Annotated in this window: 16 protein-coding genes; 8 read left to right on the top strand and 8 right to left on the bottom strand. The window is 72.9% G+C overall.

Going from position 1 to position 17,959, the window contains the following annotated elements:
• Position 1: 1 nt before the first annotated feature.
• The 5 genes from EIY87_RS36630 to EIY87_RS36610 all read left to right on the top strand — a co-directional run bounded on the left by EIY87_RS36630 (position 2) and on the right by EIY87_RS36610 (position 4,932).
• Positions 2-490, top strand: a complete 489-nt coding sequence (locus EIY87_RS36630; protein WP_125314547.1) for a CinA family protein — start codon at positions 2-4, stop codon at positions 488-490.
• A gap of 99 nt (positions 491-589) precedes the next feature.
• Positions 590-1,048 (top strand): helix-turn-helix domain-containing protein, encoded by a 459-nt coding sequence (locus tag EIY87_RS36625; RefSeq protein WP_191984400.1) that lies wholly within the window; start codon positions 590-592, stop codon positions 1,046-1,048.
• A 230-nt stretch (positions 1,049-1,278) separates the two neighbouring features.
• Complete coding sequence (locus tag EIY87_RS36620; protein ID WP_125314545.1) at positions 1,279-2,121, top strand: PspA/IM30 family protein; 843 nt, start codon at positions 1,279-1,281, stop codon at positions 2,119-2,121.
• Positions 2,122-2,149: 28 nt separating this feature from the next.
• Entirely contained in the window at positions 2,150-3,130 is a 981-nt protein-coding gene (gene pspM / locus EIY87_RS36615) for a phage shock envelope stress response protein PspM (protein WP_125314544.1), read from the top strand.
• Between the two features lie 395 nt (positions 3,131-3,525).
• Positions 3,526-4,932 (top strand): allophanate hydrolase-related protein, encoded by a 1,407-nt coding sequence (locus EIY87_RS36610; protein ID WP_125314543.1) that lies wholly within the window; start codon positions 3,526-3,528, stop codon positions 4,930-4,932.
• Here EIY87_RS36610 and EIY87_RS36605 read toward each other — a convergent pair.
• The 5 genes from EIY87_RS36605 to EIY87_RS36585 form a co-directional block, all read right to left on the bottom strand.
• Entirely contained in the window at positions 4,904-5,941 is a 1,038-nt protein-coding gene (locus EIY87_RS36605) for a quinone-dependent dihydroorotate dehydrogenase (RefSeq protein ID WP_125314542.1), read from the bottom strand. The genes EIY87_RS36610 and EIY87_RS36605 overlap by 29 nt on opposite strands.
• Before the next feature lie 65 nt (positions 5,942-6,006).
• The gene (locus EIY87_RS36600) at positions 6,007-6,579 is read right to left on the bottom strand and encodes a GNAT family N-acetyltransferase (protein ID WP_125314541.1); all 573 of its coding nucleotides are present in this window, start codon (positions 6,577-6,579) and stop codon (positions 6,007-6,009) included.
• 366 nt (positions 6,580-6,945) lie between these two features.
• The gene (add, locus tag EIY87_RS36595) at positions 6,946-7,992 is read right to left on the bottom strand and encodes an adenosine deaminase (protein ID WP_125314540.1); all 1,047 of its coding nucleotides are present in this window, start codon (positions 7,990-7,992) and stop codon (positions 6,946-6,948) included.
• A gap of 123 nt (positions 7,993-8,115) precedes the next feature.
• Positions 8,116-8,925 carry a DNA-formamidopyrimidine glycosylase family protein gene (locus EIY87_RS36590; RefSeq protein WP_125314539.1) on the bottom strand — a complete coding sequence of 270 codons (810 nt, stop codon included), beginning with the start codon at positions 8,923-8,925 and terminating at the stop codon, positions 8,116-8,118.
• Positions 8,926-8,928: 3 nt separating this feature from the next.
• Positions 8,929-9,822 (bottom strand): ParA family protein, encoded by an 894-nt coding sequence (locus tag EIY87_RS36585; protein ID WP_125314538.1) that lies wholly within the window; start codon positions 9,820-9,822, stop codon positions 8,929-8,931.
• 106 nt (positions 9,823-9,928) lie between these two features.
• Between EIY87_RS36585 and EIY87_RS36580 the strand changes: the two genes are divergently transcribed.
• From EIY87_RS36580 to EIY87_RS36570, 3 genes are all read left to right on the top strand, one after another.
• Positions 9,929-10,657 carry a methyltransferase domain-containing protein gene (locus tag EIY87_RS36580; RefSeq protein ID WP_125314537.1) on the top strand — a complete coding sequence of 243 codons (729 nt, stop codon included), beginning with the start codon at positions 9,929-9,931 and terminating at the stop codon, positions 10,655-10,657.
• A gap of 99 nt (positions 10,658-10,756) precedes the next feature.
• Complete coding sequence (dinB, locus tag EIY87_RS36575; RefSeq protein WP_125315003.1) at positions 10,757-11,971, top strand: DNA polymerase IV; 1,215 nt, start codon at positions 10,757-10,759, stop codon at positions 11,969-11,971.
• Between the two features lie 671 nt (positions 11,972-12,642).
• Positions 12,643-13,047 carry a DUF3040 domain-containing protein gene (locus EIY87_RS36570; protein ID WP_125314536.1) on the top strand — a complete coding sequence of 135 codons (405 nt, stop codon included), beginning with the start codon at positions 12,643-12,645 and terminating at the stop codon, positions 13,045-13,047.
• A 129-nt stretch (positions 13,048-13,176) separates the two neighbouring features.
• Here EIY87_RS36570 and EIY87_RS36565 read toward each other — a convergent pair whose 3' ends face one another.
• The 3 genes from EIY87_RS36565 to EIY87_RS36555 are packed head-to-tail and all read right to left on the bottom strand — an operon-like array spanning position 13,177 to position 17,925.
• Positions 13,177-15,672 carry a transglutaminase family protein gene (locus tag EIY87_RS36565; protein WP_125314535.1) on the bottom strand — a complete coding sequence of 832 codons (2,496 nt, stop codon included), beginning with the start codon at positions 15,670-15,672 and terminating at the stop codon, positions 13,177-13,179.
• The gene (locus tag EIY87_RS36560) at positions 15,669-16,943 is read right to left on the bottom strand and encodes a DUF58 domain-containing protein (protein ID WP_125314534.1); all 1,275 of its coding nucleotides are present in this window, start codon (positions 16,941-16,943) and stop codon (positions 15,669-15,671) included. Before EIY87_RS36560 ends, EIY87_RS36565 begins: the two co-directional genes overlap by 4 nt.
• Before the next feature lie 28 nt (positions 16,944-16,971).
• Positions 16,972-17,925, bottom strand: coding sequence for an AAA family ATPase (locus EIY87_RS36555; RefSeq protein WP_125315002.1), 954 nt, complete (start codon positions 17,923-17,925; stop codon positions 16,972-16,974).
• Between the last annotated feature and the right edge of the window lie 34 nt (positions 17,926-17,959).

The following is a 17,959-nucleotide window of genomic DNA, read 5'->3' as shown; positions in this document are numbered from 1 at the left end:
GGTGGCCGATCAGGCCCACCGAGCGGACGAGCAGGCCGCCGCGCTCATCGGTGCTCTCACCGCGCGGGGCGAGACCGTCGCCGCCGCCGAGTCGCTGACCGCGGGGCTCGTCTGCGCCACCCTGGCCCGCGTGCCCGGGGCCAGCGCCGCGCTCCGCGGCGGGCTCGTGGTCTACGCCACCGAGCTGAAGACCGCGCTGGCCGGGGTCGACGCCGCCCTGCTGGCGGAGCACGGCGCCGTCCACCCCGAGGTGGCCGCGCAGCTCGCCGACGGTGCCCGCGAGCGGTGCGGCGCCACCTGGGGCCTCGGCCTCACCGGCGTGGCGGGCCCGTCGCCGCAGGACGGCGTCGAACCCGGCACCGTGCACCTGGGGCTTGCCGGGCCGGGAACACGCACAGTCCGTACCCTGGCCTTGAGCGGGGATCGCGACTTGATCAGGACCCGATCGGTCCAGGCCGCGTTTGCCCTGCTCGGGGAACATCTGACGTGAATCGGGCGTTCGCCCTTGGCGTACGGGCTCACCAACTCCTGCGCCCAGGGCACCGCTCTGGGTAACGTAGGGGGTACTTGTTCGGAAGGGAGGCGCGTGATGACCGTGCTGTTGCGTGAGGCGATCGGTGATCGGCTCCGTCATGCCCGCACCAACCAGCGTCGAACGCTGCGCGACATCTCCCGCGCCGCCAGGGTCAGCCTCGGCTACCTCTCGGAGGTGGAACGGGGTCAGAAGGAGGCGTCGAGCGAGCTGCTCGCGTCCATCTGCCAGGCCCTGGACCTTCCGCTCGGCGAACTGCTGCACAACGTGGCGGCGGACGTTTCGGCCCTCGACACCGTCGAGGTCGCACCGGTCGACGAGCGGATCGTGGAAGGCGCGCCCCGGGAAAAGCGGGGTGCCGAGGCCTCGGCGGCCGGCATCGAAGGCGGTCGCCTGATGTCGGAGCTGATCGGGAACGACCTCGCCGACCTGCGGGTTTCCCCGGCACCGAGGATGAACACGACATTGCGGACGACGATCGGCCAGCCCAAGCTGGCCTCGACGATCGCAGCTTGATCACAGGTCGGACACGACAACGGCCCCGGGCAACCCGCCCGGGGCCGTTCGCGTTGCCTACTCGGGGTGATCAGGGCGATCCCTGAATTCCGCCGGGTCGCCTGGAACGGACGTGGCCGACCTGACACGATGGAACCCAACGCCGGGGTCGGTGCGTTGCAGAAGCAGGGGAGCGACGCCCCACCCCGAGTACTCAAGGCCCGTGGGACGCAAGAAGGCAGGCGGAGGAGATGGCCAACCCGTTCGTGAAGTTCTGGAAGTACATGATGGCGGCGTTCTCGTCGAAGATCGACGAGCACGCCGACCCGAAGGTACAGATCCAGCAGGCCATCGAGGAGGCGCAGCGCAACCACCAGGCGCTGACGCAGCAGGCCGCCTCCGTGATCGGCAACCAGCGGCAGCTGGAGATGAAGCTCAACCGGCAGCTCGGCGACGTCGAAAAGCTGCAGGCGTCCACCCGGCAGGCGCTCGTCCTCGCGGACGAAGCCCGCGCCAAGGGTGACGAGCAGAAGGCGACCGAGTTCGAGAACGCCGCGGAGAGCTTCGCGACGCAGCTCGTCACGGCCGAGCAGAACATCGAGGACCTGAAGACGCTGCACGACCAGTCGCTGCAGGCGGCGGCCCAGGCCAAGCAGGCCGTGGAGCGCAACTCGCAGATGCTGCAGCAGAAGCTGGCCGAGCGCACCAAGCTGCTCTCGCAGCTGGAGCAGGCGAAGATGCAGGAGCAGGTCTCCGCTTCGCTGAACCAGATGAGCCAGCTGGCCGCGCCGGGCAACACGCCGTCGCTGGAAGAGGTCCGCGACAAGATCGAGAAGCGCTACACCACGGCGCTGGGTCAGGCGGAGCTCGCCCAGAACTCGGTCCAGGGGCGCATGATGGAGGTCCAGGCCTCCACGACGCAGCTGGCCGGCCACTCGCGGCTCGAGCAGATCCGGTCGTCGATGCGCGGCGAGTCGGTCGCGCAGGTGACCGACGGCGGCGCGGCGGCCCAGAAGCCGGCGAGCAGCTCGGCCGACATCCAGCGCGAGATCCAGGCGCGCGTCCAGGCCGAGCAGGGCAAGAACCCGGCCTGACGCGGGCGACCGAGGCGAGGGGGCGAGCATGGGGCAGCAGGGCAAGCGACGTGACTTCGGCGAACTGAGCGCCAAGCTGGAGAAGCACATCGAGAAGCTGCCCGACTACGCCGTGCGCGCCCAGGAAAAGCTCCAGAAGGTGCAGCGGTACTTCCCGCCGGCCGACCAGGCCGGCGGGAAGCCCGCCCGCCCCAACCCGCTGCAACGGCCGCCCGTGCGGCGGCCGGACATGACGGCTTCGCTGTCGTCGATGGCCAACCAGGTCCCGGCGTTCGCCGAGGCCAGGGCCAAGTGGGACCGCTGGAACCACCCGGCCGCGAAGCTCGAACGCCGCAAGCGCCGGACGTCGAAGGCGCTGACGCTGTGGATCATCCTGACGATCCTGTGCGCGGTCGTGACGGTGGCCGCCGCGGTGGGCTGGCTCAGCCCGGCCGGCGCCGCGATGATGCCGCAGGCGATCACGGCGTTCGCGGGTGCCGTCATCTTCGGCACGTTCAGCGTCCGGTCCGGTCTCAAGCTGCGCGACCTCAAGCGCACCCCGATCCCGGCGGCGCCGGCCGGACCGCCGCCGCTGCCACCCGCCCGGTCGGCGGCTCGTGAACCCATGGAACGGCTCGCCGAGTGCGAGGCGTCGCTGGGCGAGCTGCTGCGCCAGCTTTCCGTGCCGTCTTCGGTGGGCACGGCTCCCGTGCCCGAGGTGTCCGTCGAGGACGCCCGGCAGACGGCGGGCGAAGCGGCCGCGGCGCTGCGCGGCCTGGCGGCCCGCATCCAGGCGATCGAGCGCGGCCGCGACTCCGCGCCGGCGCGCGAGAAGGCCGCGCTGGACGCCGCGGTCGGCAAGCTCCGCGAACAGCTCGACGACGGCCTCGAGGGCTACCGCGGCCTGGTCGCCGCGGCGGGCCACACGGTCGCCGCCTCCAGCGACGGCCTGGTGACGTCGAAGCAGGCCCTCACCGACGCGACGGACCGCCTGGCCGGGCTGGCGATGGCCCTGCGCGAGCTGTCCTGACCGCCCGATTCCGTCCGGCGACGCCGCTCGCCGACGCGAAATCCGCCTGATCCGGCGCGGATCCCACGATTTCCCCGCCGGTCACGCGAATCCGGCCGCACTGCGCCATCCGGGTGCCCCGCTCCGCCGTTCGAGGGCGAACACACGGCCGCTTCGCCCCTTCGTCACCCGGCGTGCGTGATCGTGCGTTTCACCCCGGCGTCGCGCCCTGTTCACCTCCCGGTGCCGAAACACGCCCGTAATCGGAAGCTGATCGCGACGGAAACGTCCGCGAACTAACGTTTCTGTCATGCATGCAGAGGTGTCACTCGCCGGGAGGCCCGCCGTGCACTGAGGTTCGCCGGCGCCGACCGTACACAGTGGACTTTCTCGACCCGCCGAGGAAAGGACGCCCCGTGAACACGCTCCCGCCGGACCCGGATCCCGTCCCGGTCACCCCGCCCACCGCCTCGCACCGCGTCATCGCCGCCTTCGAGCGCATCACCGAAGCCGGCCGCCCCGAAATCTGGACCTCCCTCCGGGCCGTCGAGGACGTCCTCGTCGACGCCAAGGCCGTCGACGAGCGCGTCAAGGCCGGGGAAGCCCTGCCGCTGGCCGGCACCGTCCTCGCCGTGCAGGACCTGATCGACGTCGCCGGGCAGCCGTCCGGGCGGGCCGTCCCGGAAACCAGTGCGCCGGTCGTCGCGCGGCTCACCGCCGCGGGCGCCATCGTGCTCGGGAAGACCGGAGCCGCCATGGTTTCCGGCGCGTGGGACCGCACCAAGGCCGGCGGGAACGGCGCGGCGGTCGCGGTCGCCCTCGGCATCGTCGACCTGGCGCTGAGCACCGGGGGAGCCGTCCCCGCGGCGCTGAACGCCGTCACCGCCGTGAAGCCGACGCGCGGTCTGCTGCCCGCCGCCGACGGCGTTTCCGTGTACTCGAACGGCCTGACCGCCGCCCACCGCGCCCTCACCGCGGCGACCGGGGGCGAGCGGACCTGGCCCGCCGACGTCCGCCTCGGGGCCGGCGAGCACCCGCGGCTCGCCTACCCCACCGACCTGCCCCTCGGCGAGGCGGCGAGCCTCGCGCTGAAGACCGCCGTCGCGCGGCTGACGGCGGCGGGAGCCGTGCTCACCCCGGTTTCCGTGCGGGAGCCCGGGTTCGACGGGTTCGACGCCCTCGTCGTGCCCACCGTGCCGGAGCAGCCCGGGATCGCCGAAGCGCTGGCCGACCCGGCCGGGGTGGGCCACCGCCTGGCCGCCTGCACGGCGTTCGCGAACCTCCTCGACGTGGCCGCGGTGTCCGTCCCGGTGCTGCCGGGTGACCGCCGCCCGTTCGGCGTCACCTTCCTGACGCGGGCGTTCGAGGACCAGATCGCCCTCGACCTCGCGACCGTCTGCACGGACGAGCCGATGACGCCCTACCCCGAGCCGGGCGAGGACGTCGTCGTGTTCGGCGCGCACCTGCGCGGCCAGCCGCTCAACGCGGAGCTCACCGGGCTGGGCGCCCGGTTCGGCGGACCGGTCCGGACCATCGAGGGCTACCGGATGGTGCTCCTGCCCACCGAGCCGCCGCAGCCCGGCGTGCTCCCGGGCGGCGCCGCGCTCGACGGCGAACGCTGGCGGCTGTCCCCGGCCGCCTTCGAACGGTTCGCCGCGACGCTCAAGGAACCCTTCGTGCTCGACCGCGTCGAGCTGGACGACGGCACCGCCCCGCTCGCCGTCCGCTGCCTGGCCGCGGACGGGCCTGGTCTGGACCGCTACGAGTCCTGGCGCGGGTACGTCCGGTTCGCCTCTACCGCCGGCCCGCGAGACCCCGGCTGACGCGGCGCACCAGGCCCGGGCCGTGCAGCGCGAAACCCGTGTAGAGCTGCACGAGCGACGCGCCGGCGTCCACGAGCCGGAGCGCGTCGTCGGGGCCCAGGATGCCGCCGACGCCGATGATCGGCAGGTTCCCGCCGGTGTGGTCGTGCACGAACCGCACGACCTCCGCCGCGCGGGTGGTCAGCGGCCGGCCGGACAGTCCTCCCGCCTGTCCGGCCAGGCTGCTTTCCGCGGCCGCGATGCCGTCGCGGGACAGCGTCGTGTTCGTCGCGATGATCCCGGCGACGCCGTGCTCGACGGCGACTCCCAGGAGCTCGCCCAGCGCGTCGTCGGTCAGGTCGGGCGCGACCTTCACCAGCAACGGCGTCGGCGTGCCCGCGCCGGCCAGCTCCGCGGACGTCGACCGCAGCTCGCCGAGCAGCTCGGCCAGCGCGGCGCGGTCCTGCAGCTGCCGCAGGCCCGGCGTGTTCGGGGAGCTGACGTTGATCGCGAAGTAGTCCGCGTACGGGTACAGCGCCCGCAGCGAGAACCGGTAGTCCTCGACGGCGTCTTCGAGCGGCGTGACCTTCGACTTGCCGATGCTGATCCCCAGCGGCACGCCGGGTTTGCCGTCGCGGGCCAGCTTGGCCGCGAGCGCTTCGGCGCCGTCGTTGTTGAAGCCCATGCGGTTGATCACCGCGTCGCTCGCGGGGAGGCTGAACAGCCGCGGCTTCGGGTTGCCCGGCTGCGCCAGCCGCGTCACCGTGCCGACTTCGACGAACCCGAAGCCCAGCGCGGCCCACGCGGGCAGCGCGCGGCCGTTCTTGTCCATGCCGGCGGCCAGGCCGACACGGTTGGGGAAGCGCAGGCCCAGCACCGTCACCGGGTCGTCGACGCGCAGGGCGCCGCCGAGCGCGGGCGCGGCCTTGCCGAGCCGCGCGAGGACGCCGATCGTGCGCTCGTGCACCAGCTCGGGGTCGTGGTAGGACAGCCGGTACAGCGCCGGGCGGACGATCTTGTCGAAGAACACGCCCCCATGCTGCCAAACCGCCCGCGGCCCGCGACCGGAGCGCCACTTTCACGTGAAAGCGACCACTACGCGCCGGAGGCCCGGAGGTCCTTCCACTCGTCTTCGAGCATCGCGTAGATCAGCTCGTCGGTCCACTCGCCCTTGACGATCTCGTTCTCCTTCAGGTGCGCTTCGCGGCGCATCCCGAGGCGTTCCATCAGCGCGGCGGACGCGGTGTTGCGGCCGTCGCACCGGCCGATGACGCGGTGCAGCCCCAGGTCTTCGAAGCCCAGCCGGAGCAGTTCGGTGGTGGCTTCCGCGGCCAGGCCCTTGCCGTGGTGGTCCGGGTGGAAGACGAACCCGATCTCGCCCTGGCGGTGCTCGCTGCTGAGCCACTCGAGGTTCAGGTCGCCGATCAGCTGCCCGGTCGAGGCCAGTTCGACCGCCACGGCGAGGAACTGGCCTTCTTTGGTGAGGGTCGAGCTGTGGACGCGCTTCGCCAGCGCGGCGGCCGATTCGGCGCGGCTTCGGGGGCCCCAGTAGAGGTAACGGGCGACGTCCGCGCGGGACTGGAAGGAGTTCAACGCGTCGAGGTCGCCGGGCGTGAACGGGCGCAGGAGCAGCCGATCCGTGGTGATCGGGTAGTCGGGCCTGAGCATGCTCCCAGGCTAGCGACCTTCAGCCGTCCGGGGGACAGAACGGCGAAACGCTGATCGCCGGACGGTCGTCCTGCGACGCCGGGTGGCATGACCTGCACAGATGAGCACATAAGGAACCCCCGGGGTGTCTCTCGAACGCCGTCAAACGTTCGAGCCCGAGCCGGACTGGTGCTCGGGAACCCCGGGGGCACGGTGACTGCCTGGTATTCGCTATCAGGCATCACGTGGAGCAGGCGATGAGCCAGAAGGTGGCTCAGCTGTAGCGCTGCTCAAAGTCCTCCACGTGCCATCCGCTAGCGGACAGCCACCTCACGAGTCCTGTTGGAATACAACTTTGGACCACCTCCTCTCTCGTGTACTGCCACGCTAGGCGAAGTCGCCGGGGTCCGGCAATGTCATTTTCGCGATCTCACTCCGCAGACCTGCTTTCCGCTGCTCGTCGAGGAAGGACGCGTCCACGGCGTTCTCCGCGAGCCGCGCGAGCTCGGCCGCGGTGAGCCCGACGGCTTCGGCGACGGCGACGTACTCGCCGGTCAGCGTGGCGCCGAACATCGGCGGGTCGTCGGTGTTGAGCGTGACGACGACGCCGTGGTCGAGCATGCGCCGCACCGGGTGCGCGGCGACGCTGCCGACCTGTCCGGTCCGGACGTTCGACGTCGGGCACACCTCGAGCGGGATCCGGTGCGCGGCAAGGTGTTCCAGCAACGCGGGGTCGCCGACGCAGCTGGTGCCGTGGCCGATCCGCTCGGCGCCGAGGTCGTGCAGCGCGGACCAGATCGTGGCCGGGCCGGTGGTTTCGCCCGCGTGCGGGACGCTGTGCAGCCCGGCTTCCCGCGCCCGCGTGAAGAACGGCTCGAACCGCGCGCGGCCGACCCCGAGTTCGGGCCCGCCCAGCCCGAACGACACCAGGCCCTCGGGGCGTTCGCGCAGCGCGAACACGAGCGTCTCCTGCCCGGCTTTGCCGCCCTTCTCGCCCGGGATGTCGAAGCACCAGGCCAGTTCCACGCCCAGTTCGGCGGCGCGGGCCCGGCCGGCCTCCAACCCGGACAGGAGTTCGTCGCCGGGCACTCCGTCGAGCAGGTGGTTGTACGGGGTAACGGTGACTTCGGCGTAGCGGCAGTTCTGCGCGGCGAGGTCGGCGGCCAGGCCGGTCACCAGCGTGCCGACGTCGTGGCGGTCGCGCACCAGCGACGTGACCGCGAGGTAGACGGTGAGGAAGTGGGCGAAGTCGCGGAAGGTGAAGAACTCCGCGAGCTCGCGCTCGTCGGTGGGGACGCCGGCGGCCGGGCGCCGCCGGGCCAGTTCGAGGACGGTCGGCAGGCTCGCCGAGCCGACCAGGTGGACGTGCAGTTCGACCTTGGGCAGGGCCTGCGCGAAGGCGCGCAAGGCCTGCCCGGTGAGGATTCCGGGCATGACGAAGCTCCCTGATTCGGGGTTGCGGGTGACGGGGTGCCGGGCGCGGCTCAGGGAGCGAGGTCGCCGCGTTCGGTGTCGGTCCCGTAGAGCGGGAGCTTGAACGTCGTCACGAGGCCGAGTCTACTGCGGTGGGTACGGCCCGGCCTGGTCCTTCGGGCAGAACCACGTCGGGCGCCGCTGGACGTCGTGGCCCTGCGTGCGGACCAGGAGCCGCCCGCCGCAGCGGAAGCAGCCTTGGCGGGTGCGCTCGTAGACCCAGTTCTTCCGGTTGCGGTCGAGGTGGCCGGTGGTGCTCTGGTCGAAGCGGCCGGAGCGGGCGTTGGCCAGCAACAGCTTGCGGGCCAACGCGACCGTCGTCGCGGCGTCCACTTCGGACACCGGGGCCCACGGCGTGACCCCGAGCAGGAAGGCGATTTCGCACTTGTAGAGGTTCCCTACACCGGCCATGACGCGCTGGTCGAGCAGCGCGAGCCCGAGTTCGCGGTCCGGGTCGGCGGCCAGGTTCGCGATCGCGCGCGCGGCGTGCTCTTCCGACCACCGCGGATCGAGCAGGTCCGGGCCGAGGTGCGCGACGAGGTCGGCTTCCTTCGGCGTGGCAACGAGTTTGAGGTCGTGCACGCGGAAGCCGATCACCTGGACGTCGGCCGCGGTGAGCACCACGCGGGCGTGGTGCCCGGGCCGCCGCCACTTCGCGCCGGCCGGGTAGACGTCCCACATGCCGTCCATCATCAGGTGCGAGTGGAGCGTCAGGTCGCCGGAGAAGCGCGTGAAGAGGTGCTTGCCGACCGTGCCGACGCCGAGCACCGCGCGCCCGGCGAGGTCCACAGTGGCCAGCTGGGGCACGCGGAACTCCCCGCGCAGCAACGTCTTCCCGGCCAGTGCCCGGTCGAAGCGCTGCCCGACGAGGTACACGGTGTCACCCTCGGGCACGGCTCACCCCGCCGATTCGGACACCTCGGCCGGCGCCTCGGGCGTCTCCGGCGCCGGGCCTTCGGGCCAGTCCGGGCCTTCGGGTTCCTCGCCGGCGACGCGGTGCCGGCCGGCCCGGTTCGAGCGCAGGATCTTCGCCAGCACCATGTTGAACGTCAGCGCGATCTCCTGGGCACCGGGGGAGTGCCACTCGTGGATCGGGCTGCACGCGCCCTGGGCCTGCTGCACCGCGAGGCGGTCGGTGATCGCCGTCGGCATCACCAGCGAACCGAAGTTCTCGCGCAGCTCGGCGATCCGGTACTGGTGCTCGTAGGAGCGGATGCGCAGCTTGTTCACCAGCACCCCGATCGGGCGCAGCCGGGGGTTGAGGTCCTTGCTGACCTTCTCGATCGCTTCCAGCGCCCGGTGCGCGCCCGCGACGGCGTACATCGTCGGCTCGGTGACGATGAGCGCGCTGTCCGCGGCGACCAGCGCCGACTTCGTCAGCCGGCCCAGCGACGGCGGGCAGTCCAGGATCACCAGCTCGTAGGGCAGCTCGCCCAGCGGCTCGCGGTGCAGCTCGTCGAGCGCGCGGGAGAAGTTCGCCAGCCGCTCGCTGTCGGCCTCGGGGTCGTTGAGCAGCTCCAGCTCTTCGGAGCCGACGAGGACGTCGACGTCCTCGCTCCACACGCTGGGGGCGATCGCGCGCTCGAGCGTCTCCCGGTCCGGGGTCTCGAGCACGTCCGCGAGCGTCGCGTCGGTGAACGGCGGGTCGAGCGAGGTGGTGGCGTTGCCCTGCGGGTCGAGGTCGACCACCAGCGTCCGCGTGCCCCTACGCAAGGCGGCGGACGCGATACCGAGAGCGACCGTCGTCTTGCCGACGCCTCCCTTGAGGCTGAGTACGGCGACCGTGTGCACGACGACCAGCCTACGGGTGCGGGCGAGGCGCGCCGTCGGGCAAGGGGCGTTCACTCGAAGGGAGGAGCCGGGGAGGCGGGCGGGGGCGGGCACTACCCTGTGCGGCATGAAGACGGAGACCGTGGCCGCCCGGGGTTCGGGCGCCGTCCGCCGGGTGCTCGAGGCCGAGCTGAAGGCCGCCCGCGCCCGGGGCGCCGAGCACCCCCGCGTCGTCGACGTGGGCGGCGGCAGCGGCGGCTGGGCGGTACCGTTCGCGGCGGCGGGCTGCCGGGTGACGGTGGTCGAGCCGAGCCCGAACGCGCTGGCCACGCTGCAGCGGCGCGCCGAGGAAGAGGGCGTCTCCGACCTGATCACGGTGATCGCGGACGACTCCGACGCGCTGGGCAGGCACGTCGAGGCGGGCTCGGCCGACCTGGTGCTGGCGCACGGCCTGCTGGAGATCGTCGACGACCCGGCGGCGGTGCTGACGGCGCTGGCCACGGCGGTCGCCCCGGGCGGCGCGGTGTCGGTCCTGGTGGCCAACCGCAACGCGGCGGTCCTGCACCGGGCGCTCGCCGGCCGCGTCGGCGAGTCCCGTGAGCTGCTCGAGAGCGCGGACGGCGTCGTCGCGGGCGACACGGTGCTGCGCCGGTTCTCCGCGGCCGGCCTGCGCGCCGGGCTGGAGGCGGCCGGCCTGGACGTGACGCTGCTGCAAGGCGACCGGGTGATCTCGGACCTGGTGGCGGGCGACGTCCGCGAAGACGAGCTGGCGGACTTCGAGCTGGCGGCGGCGGGCACGCCGGCCCTGCGGGAGATCGCTTCGCGGCTGCACGCGGTGGCGCGCCCCCGCGCCTGACCGGCGGGTTCCGGCCGTCGCGCCCGGCGCGCTCCGGAATTGTCGGTGGTGGGCGGTAGCGTCGGCGGCGTGGGGCGAAATGCTGAACTGCCGGGCGGGATGGCCCGGTTCCGCGTCCGGCCGGGGCAGCCGGTGCCGGACGACGCCGGCTGCGGGCTGCTGCACGTCGACATGGACGCGTTCTTCGTGTCGGTCGAGCTGCGCACCCGCCCGGAGCTGGCGGACAAGCCGGTCGTCGTCTCCGGCGGCGGCCCCCGCGCGGTCGTGGCGGCGGCGAACTACCCGGCCCGCAAGTTCGGCGTCCGGTCGGCGATGCCGTACTCGACCGCCAAGCGGCTCTGCCCGCACCTGATCAACATCCCGCCGACGCCGGGGCTGTACGGCGAGGTCTCGCGCGGGGTGATGGGGATCTTCCGCGAGCTGACGCCGCTGGTCGAGCCGCTGAGCCTCGACGAGGCGTTCCTGGACGTCAGCGGGGCGCTGCGCCGCCTGGGCGCGACACCGGCTTCGCTGGGTGCGCAGATCCGCGCGCGGGTCGAGGCCGAGCACGGGATCACCTGCTCGGTCGGGGTGGCGAAGGTCAAGTTCGTGGCGAAGCTGGCGTCGGGCATGGCCAAGCCGGACGGCATGGTCGTCGTCCCGGCGGCGGAGACCCTGGACTTCCTGCACCCGCTGCCGGTCTCGGCGTTGTGGGGCGTCGGCGCGCGTACCGAGGAGCACCTGAGGCGCCTCGGCCTGGACACGATCGCGGACGTGGCGGCGTTTCCCCCGGAGCGCTTGAAGAAGTCACTGGGCACGGCGGCCGGCGAGCACCTGTACCGGCTGGCGCACGGGATCGACGAGCGAGCGGTGGTGGTCGATTCCCCGGAGAAGTCGATCGGTGCCGAGCACACCTTCGACGTCGACCGCCACGACCGCGCCGAGCTGGGCCGCGAGCTGCTGCGCCTGGCGTCCCGGGTGGGGGCGACGCTGCGGGCGCGGGGCGTGCGCGGCCGGACGGTGTCGATCAAGGTGCGCTTCGCGGATTTCCGGACGATCACGCGCGCCCGAACGCTGGTGTCGGCGACGGACGTGGCGCGCGAGATCCACGCGGTCGCGGTGGCGTTGCTGGCGGAGCACGCCCCGACGGGCGCGGTCCGGCTGATCGGGGTCCGGGTGGAGGGCCTCGACACGGGCGAGGTGGGGGAGCAGCTGCTGTTCGACTCACCGGCCCCCCGCTGGCGCGACGCGGAGGTCGCGGCGGACGTGGCGAGGTCGAAGTTCGGCTCGGCGGCGGTGCGGCCGGCGTCGTTGCTGGCGCCGAAGGATCGGTGAGGGGGACCCGGGAGTGCGGTGCCTTTCGTCACCCTTGGCCACCACCGCCACTACCGCCACCGCGGCAGCAGCAAGCCGCAGGCGTCGTCGCCGCGGCAGTCGCCCGCTGCAGCAGCCGTGTACTCCCGTTCTGGCCGGACTCCCCGCCGGGGACTCGCGTGCAGCCTCCCGCCGCCGATCGCGTCCCCACCGCCGCGCGACCGACCGCACCGCACCAGGGCCCCGGCAAAGTCGGGCAGCACGGCCGATCCGCCCCTCCGCGATGTCATGAAAGGGTCGTTCACCTCGCCAGACGACATGAACGACCCTTTCACGACATCCCCGCGACACCGGGCAGACCACGCGGCCGGTCACCCGCTCGCCAGCGCGACTTTGCCGGGCCCCTGCCGGCCCCGCCCGGAGAGGTGTCTACGGAAGGTGATCTTCCGCTCGTCCGACGTCCCCCACATCGCCGCTCAGGCTGTCAAATGGTCACCGTGGGCCACGGTGACCGTCCGCAACGCCCGCCGGGCGGGATTTAGCCCAATTCGATCCCTTCTGGATGCGGGATCGGGTAGTCGTGCGGGCGCGGGCCTCGTATCCTGGACAGTGCCACCCCGCCTGGGGTTGGCTGTTGGGTCCAGGACGTTGCGCGGCCCGGCGCCCGCGACAGCTGTGCCGGAGGAGGAAAGATGCCACTCTCCGAGCATGAGCAGCGGCTGCTCGATCAAATCGAGCGCGAGCTCTATGCCGAGGACCCCAAGTTCGCATCCACGGTGCGTGGCACCCGGTTGCGTCGCCCCGCTCGCCGACGGCGTATTCAGGGCATCGCCCTGTTCGTAGTGGGCGTGGCCCTGCTGGTGCTGGGCGTGGTGGTGCCGCAGTTCCGGGTGGCCGACATCCCGCTGATCAGCGTGCTCGGGTTCCTCGTGATGTTCTTCGGGGTCATGTTGGCCGTCACATCGATTCGGCACGCCGCCGACGGGGACGGCAAGGGCGGTGGATCGGGCGCCCGCGGGGGCAAGCAACCAGGACGCCGCAGTTCCTTCACCCAGCGGATGGAAGAGCGCTTCCGCCAGCGCTTCGAGGAGCAGTAGCGCCGCAAGACCACGAGATCCGCGTCCGGCCGGCAAGGCCGGACGCGGATCTTCTTGTGTGCTCTTCGACGGTGCTCGGCGGGTCACCCGCAGCGGTGACAGCGGGTGACCCCCGATCGGGTGAGGTCCTCAGTCGCGGTTGCGGAACAGCGACTTCGGGAACAGCCGGCCCTTCCAGGACAGCGGCGCGTTGCGGTGCAGGCTCCGCCGCAGGTGGTCGAACGCCGACGGCAGCCTCGGGTCGGCTTCGGCGTCGCCGCCGTACCAGGACCGCTCCACCACGCCGATGACCGTGCGCAGGCCCTCGCGACCCTCGTCGTCCAAGTGGTGCTTCGCCGCCAGCTTCTGACCGGCGACGCGGACCGTGTCGCTCGGGGGGATCGGCAGGCCGCGGTCGGCGCATTCGGCACGCAGCTCGGACCACGCCGCGTCCGCCGCGCCCGGTCGGTGGCCGACGATCTCCTGCAGCCGCCGCCGCCGGCCGACGTCGCGCGCCGCCGAGGGGCCCAGCAGGCCTGCCAGCAGCAGCACGACCAGCAGGCTGAACCACCAGACCACCAGCCACGACAGCACACCGAGCACCGCCACCCACAGCGCGGTGGTGATCAGCGGCATCCAGTTCTTCAACACCGCGCGGAACCCGGTCAGCGCTTGCACGCTCTCCGGCTCGGCTTCCGGCCGTCTCCGGTACAGCAGGCCCGCGACGATCACCTGCATCGTCGTCAGCACCGCGAGCGTGAGCAGCACCGCCACCAGAATCCAGGCCCAGCCCGGCGTGCCCGAGCCGGTCTGCTCGGGGCCCTGCGCCGGCAGGTTCTGCCCGGTGTCGCGCGGGACGCCGGTCGGCGCCGCGCTCGACTGGACCGTGCTCGGCGCCACCTGGGTGTCGTCGGGCTGGTTGCCGTCCTGGGGGCCGGCCTGGAGGTACGGCGGGGTGATGCCGCGGCCGTCGGACAGCGGGGTCGGGTCGAACGTCACCCAGCCCTTGTCGCCGAAGTACGCCTCGACCCACGCGTGCGCGTCCTGGGTGCTGATCGACAGGTAGTCGTTGACCTGGACGCCGGGGGTGAAGCCGATCGCCACCCGCGACGGGATGCCCGCCACCCGCAGCATCACGGCCATCGCCGACGCGAACTGCTCGCAGAACCCGCGCTTGCCGTTGAGGATGAAGTCGGCCAGCGCGTCCGCGTCGTTGGCCGGCGCGGTCTTCGTGTCGTAGACGAAGCCGTTCTGCGCCGTGAAGTACCGCCAGATCGCCGACGCGCGGTCGAAGTCGTTGGAGGCGCCCGCGATCAGCTGCTGCGTCTTCGCCCGGACGCGGTCGTCGACCCGGTCGAGTTCCGTGTAGCGCGGCGGCAGGTCGTCGACGCGCGGGGTCACGCGCAGCTCGGCCGCCGTCGGTTCCTTCAGCGACGCGTATTCGGTGTACGACGGCGGGGTTTCGCTGCGCGTGGTGAACACCGTGCCGCTGACCTGGTCGTAGAGGTAGCCGTTGGCCGCGCCGTCGATCACGCGCGGCGCGCCGTACACCGGCAGCCAGTTGTCCCGCCAGCTCGCCGGCTCGACGTCGATCTTCCGCGCGGCGCCGCTGCCGTCGTCGCCCGGCGCGGGCGGCAGCTGCGGCCCGACCGGGACGCCCTGCTGCGAGCGGCCTTCGTCGTGCAGGCCCCAGCCCTTGTTGGGGTAGAAGGTGTCCAGCGTCATCGCGCGCAGCAGCCGCCGGTCGGTCCCGAGGCCGCGGACCTTGAACAGCTCGCGGTTGGACCCCTGGTCGAGCATCCCGCGCAGCTCGGTGAACGGCTGGATGCCGAACCCGCCGGAGCCCGTGCCGGGGCCGTTCCCGCCGGCCCCGAACGGGATCCGCCCGACCGTGCCGACCCAGGTGATCGCGCCGCCGAACAGGCCGAGCACGATCGCCGCGCTGACGACCGCGACCGGCGCGGACAGCACGCCCTGCTTGCCGCTGCGGCCCGGTGCTTCCCGGGTCCGCCAGCGGCGGTGCCGGTGGTTGCCGTCGACCGCCAGCAGGCCGGCGAACGCCGCCCCGCCGAGCAGGAACGTCCACCAGGGCAGCATTTCCTCGCTCAACGCGGCCGGCACCGCGTAGACGCACAGCAGCACGAGCCCGGTCGCGGCCGGCGCCGCGGCGGCCACCGTCAGCGTGTCGACCAGGACGGCGACCAGGCCGATCAGGATCGTCACCAGGCACAGGATCGGCTGGCTGCCCTCGACCGGCGGCAGCCCGGTGCGGATCTGCTCGGCGGCCGCCGAAAGCGTCGTGCCGATCTCTTCGAACGCGTCCGGGCCGGGGATCACCTGCAGGATCCCGTTCGTGGTGAACGCGCCGGTGATGAGGAACAGCAGCACCAGGAGCTGGCCGAGGCCGACCAGGACGGTCGGCACCTGCAGCGAGCGCAGCGCCAGCCCGGTCGCGGCGATCAGCAGGATCGCGACGAACAGGTAGCCGAACCACGCCAGGCCGGCCACGACGCTCGTCACCGACGTCGCCGCGCAGAGCGTCGCGATGCCGGCCGCGGCCGGGGCGAGCAGGCTGCTCCGCCAGGCCGACAGCGGGTGCTGGGACGGCGGGCGGTGTGCCGGGCGCGGGGGTGCGGAAGTGCTCATCGCTGGCCGCCGATCAGGGTGTGGCCGCGGGCGCCGCTGCGGCTGAGCTCGGCCCACACCTGCGGCATCGGCGAGGCGGGCCCGGCGATCACGACGCCCCAGCCCGCCGCGCGCAGCAGCGCGGCGGAGTCCTCGGTGGCGGCGGCCCGCTGCTCGGGCGCGGTCACCCCGGCCGACCAGGTGGGGGTGTCGAGCAGGACGGCGAGGCTGCGGATGCCGCGCGGGCGGTACTGGGTCAGCTCGTGGACGCTTTCGGTGCTGACCGTGCCGAGCACGGCGATCAGCTCCTGGCCCTCCCCGGGGTCGCCGGCCAGCGTGATGTCCCGCTGGTGGGCGGGCTGCAGCGCGGCCAGCGCGTCGAGGAGGACGTTGTCGTAGTGGTCGCCGCCCTCACCGGGGGTGTCGGCGAGGGTGATCCCGTGCTCGCTGACCAGCCGGACGCGGTGCCCGGACCGGCGCAGGTGCAGCGCGGCCGACGCGGTGAACGACACCGCCCACTCCAGGCTGGCGGCCGGGCCGCTGCCGTGGTGCGCGGCCGCGCGGTGGTCCAGCAGCACGGTGGTGCCGCCGCGCCACGGCCGTTCTTCGACGCGCACCATGATCTCGTCGCGGCGCGCGGTGGAGCGCCAGTGCACCTTCCGCAGGTCGTCGCCCTGCCGGTACTGGCGGACGATGACGTCGGCCTCGCCCTGCCCGGCGTGCAGCCGGACGGTGCCGTCGTCGCCGACGCCGATCCCGGCGCCGCTCGGCAGGCCCCACAGCGGGACCACCCGGGGCACGACGACCAGGCGCGAGTGCCCGATCAGCTCGCGCTCGAACTCGCACAGCCCGAAGGGGTCGGTGATGGTCGCGCGCAGCGGCCCGACCTGCTGGATCCCGCGCAGCACCGGCTGCAGCGGGTAGCGCAGCGCGACCCGGCGGTCGTGCGGGAGCCGCTCGACGACGAACCGCGGCCGCGAACCCAGCGCGTACGGCACGCCGTCCTCGAGGAGGACCTCGCCGGCCGGCAGCCGCCCGCTGCGCCACAGCTCCAGCTGCACCTCGCCGTTGCCGCCGACCGCGACGCGCTGCGGGGACAGCGCGCGGGTGGCGCCGATGCGCAGCCGCGTCGCCGAGATGAACGCGGCGACCAGCAGCGGCAGCGCGACCACGAACACCGCCACGCGCAGCAGGTCGCGCTCGTTGAGCACGAACGAGCACACCGCGGCCGCGATCCCCGCGGCCAGGAGGCAGCGGCCGCGGGTGGTCAGGCCGGACAGGGCACGCAGCATGCCGTTCCCTTCCCCTTCGCGCGCCGGCTCAGGGCCGGGAGCCCTGCGGCACCGGCACCCGGTGCAGCACCGCGCGCACGACGTCGGTCGCCGACCGCCGCGCCGCGTGGGCCTCGGTGGTCAGCACCAGGCGGTGCGCCAGGACGGGGACCGCGACCGTGTGCAGGTCGTCCGGCACGACGTAGTCGCGGCCCGACAGCGCGGCCTGCGCCCGCGCCGCGCGGACCAGGTGCAGCGTCGCCCGCGGGGACGCGCCGAGCCGGATTTCCGGGACCTGCCGGGTGGCCGCGACGACGTCGACGGCGTACCGGCGGACCTCCGGCGCGATGTGCACGTGGCGGACCGTCTCGATCAGGCGGTGCACGGTCTCGCCGTCGGACACCGGCTGCAGCTCTTCGAGGGGGTTGTGGCCGGCGTGCTCGTCGACCATGGCCAGCTCGGCCTGCTGGTCGGGGTAGCCGATGGAGACGCGCGCGGTGAACCGGTCGCGCTGGGCCTCGGGGAGGGCGTAGGTGCCTTCCATCTCGATCGGGTTCTGGGTCGCGATGACCATGAACGGCTGCTCGAGGCGGTAGGTCGAGGTGTCGACGGTGACCTGGTGCTCTTCCATGCACTCCAGCAGCGCCGACTGCGTCTTCGGCGAGGCGCGGTTGATTTCGTCGCCCACCACGATGTTCGCGAACACCGGGCCGGGGCGGAAGTCGAACTCGCCGGACTGGCGGTTGTAGATGGAGACGCCGGTGACGTCGCTCGGCAGCAGGTCCGGGGTGAACTGGATGCGGCTGACCGTGCAGTCGATCGACCGGGCGAGCGCCTTGGCCAGCGACGTCTTCCCGACGCCGGGCACGTCCTCGACCAGGAGGTGGCCTTCGGCGAGCAGGGTGACCAGCGCGATCCGGATGACGTCGGGCTTGCCGACCAGCACGCGTTCCACGTTCGCGGCGATCCGCCGGGCGGTTTCGTGGAGCTCGTCCAGTGACACTCTGCCGGGGCGGCCGGCGGGCCGGCCGTTGCCC

The sequence above is a fragment of the Amycolatopsis eburnea genome (assembly GCF_003937945.1).
Lineage (GTDB): Bacteria > Actinomycetota > Actinomycetes > Mycobacteriales > Pseudonocardiaceae > Amycolatopsis > Amycolatopsis eburnea.
Note: the sequence above shows the minus strand (reverse complement) of the source record. Positions and strands in the feature narration are given on the sequence as shown.

Coding starts and splice junctions, on each gene's coding strand:
- EIY87_RS36600 (WP_125314541.1), bottom strand. CDS start 6,579: ATGCTCAGGCCCGACTACCCGATCACCACGGATCGGCTGCTCCTGCGC.
- EIY87_RS36560 (WP_125314534.1), bottom strand. CDS start 16,943: ATGCTGCGTGCCCTGTCCGGCCTGACCACCCGCGGCCGCTGCCTCCTG.
- EIY87_RS36570 (WP_125314536.1), top strand. CDS start 12,643: ATGCCACTCTCCGAGCATGAGCAGCGGCTGCTCGATCAAATCGAGCGC.
- EIY87_RS36580 (WP_125314537.1), top strand. CDS start 9,929: ATGAAGACGGAGACCGTGGCCGCCCGGGGTTCGGGCGCCGTCCGCCGG.
- EIY87_RS36565 (WP_125314535.1), bottom strand. CDS start 15,672: ATGAGCACTTCCGCACCCCCGCGCCCGGCACACCGCCCGCCGTCCCAG.
- add (WP_125314540.1), bottom strand. CDS start 7,992: ATGCCCGGAATCCTCACCGGGCAGGCCTTGCGCGCCTTCGCGCAGGCC.
- EIY87_RS36620 (WP_125314545.1), top strand. CDS start 1,279: ATGGCCAACCCGTTCGTGAAGTTCTGGAAGTACATGATGGCGGCGTTC.
- pspM (WP_125314544.1), top strand. CDS start 2,150: ATGGGGCAGCAGGGCAAGCGACGTGACTTCGGCGAACTGAGCGCCAAG.
- EIY87_RS36625 (WP_191984400.1), top strand. CDS start 590: ATGACCGTGCTGTTGCGTGAGGCGATCGGTGATCGGCTCCGTCATGCC.
- dinB (WP_125315003.1), top strand. CDS start 10,757: ATGGCCCGGTTCCGCGTCCGGCCGGGGCAGCCGGTGCCGGACGACGCC.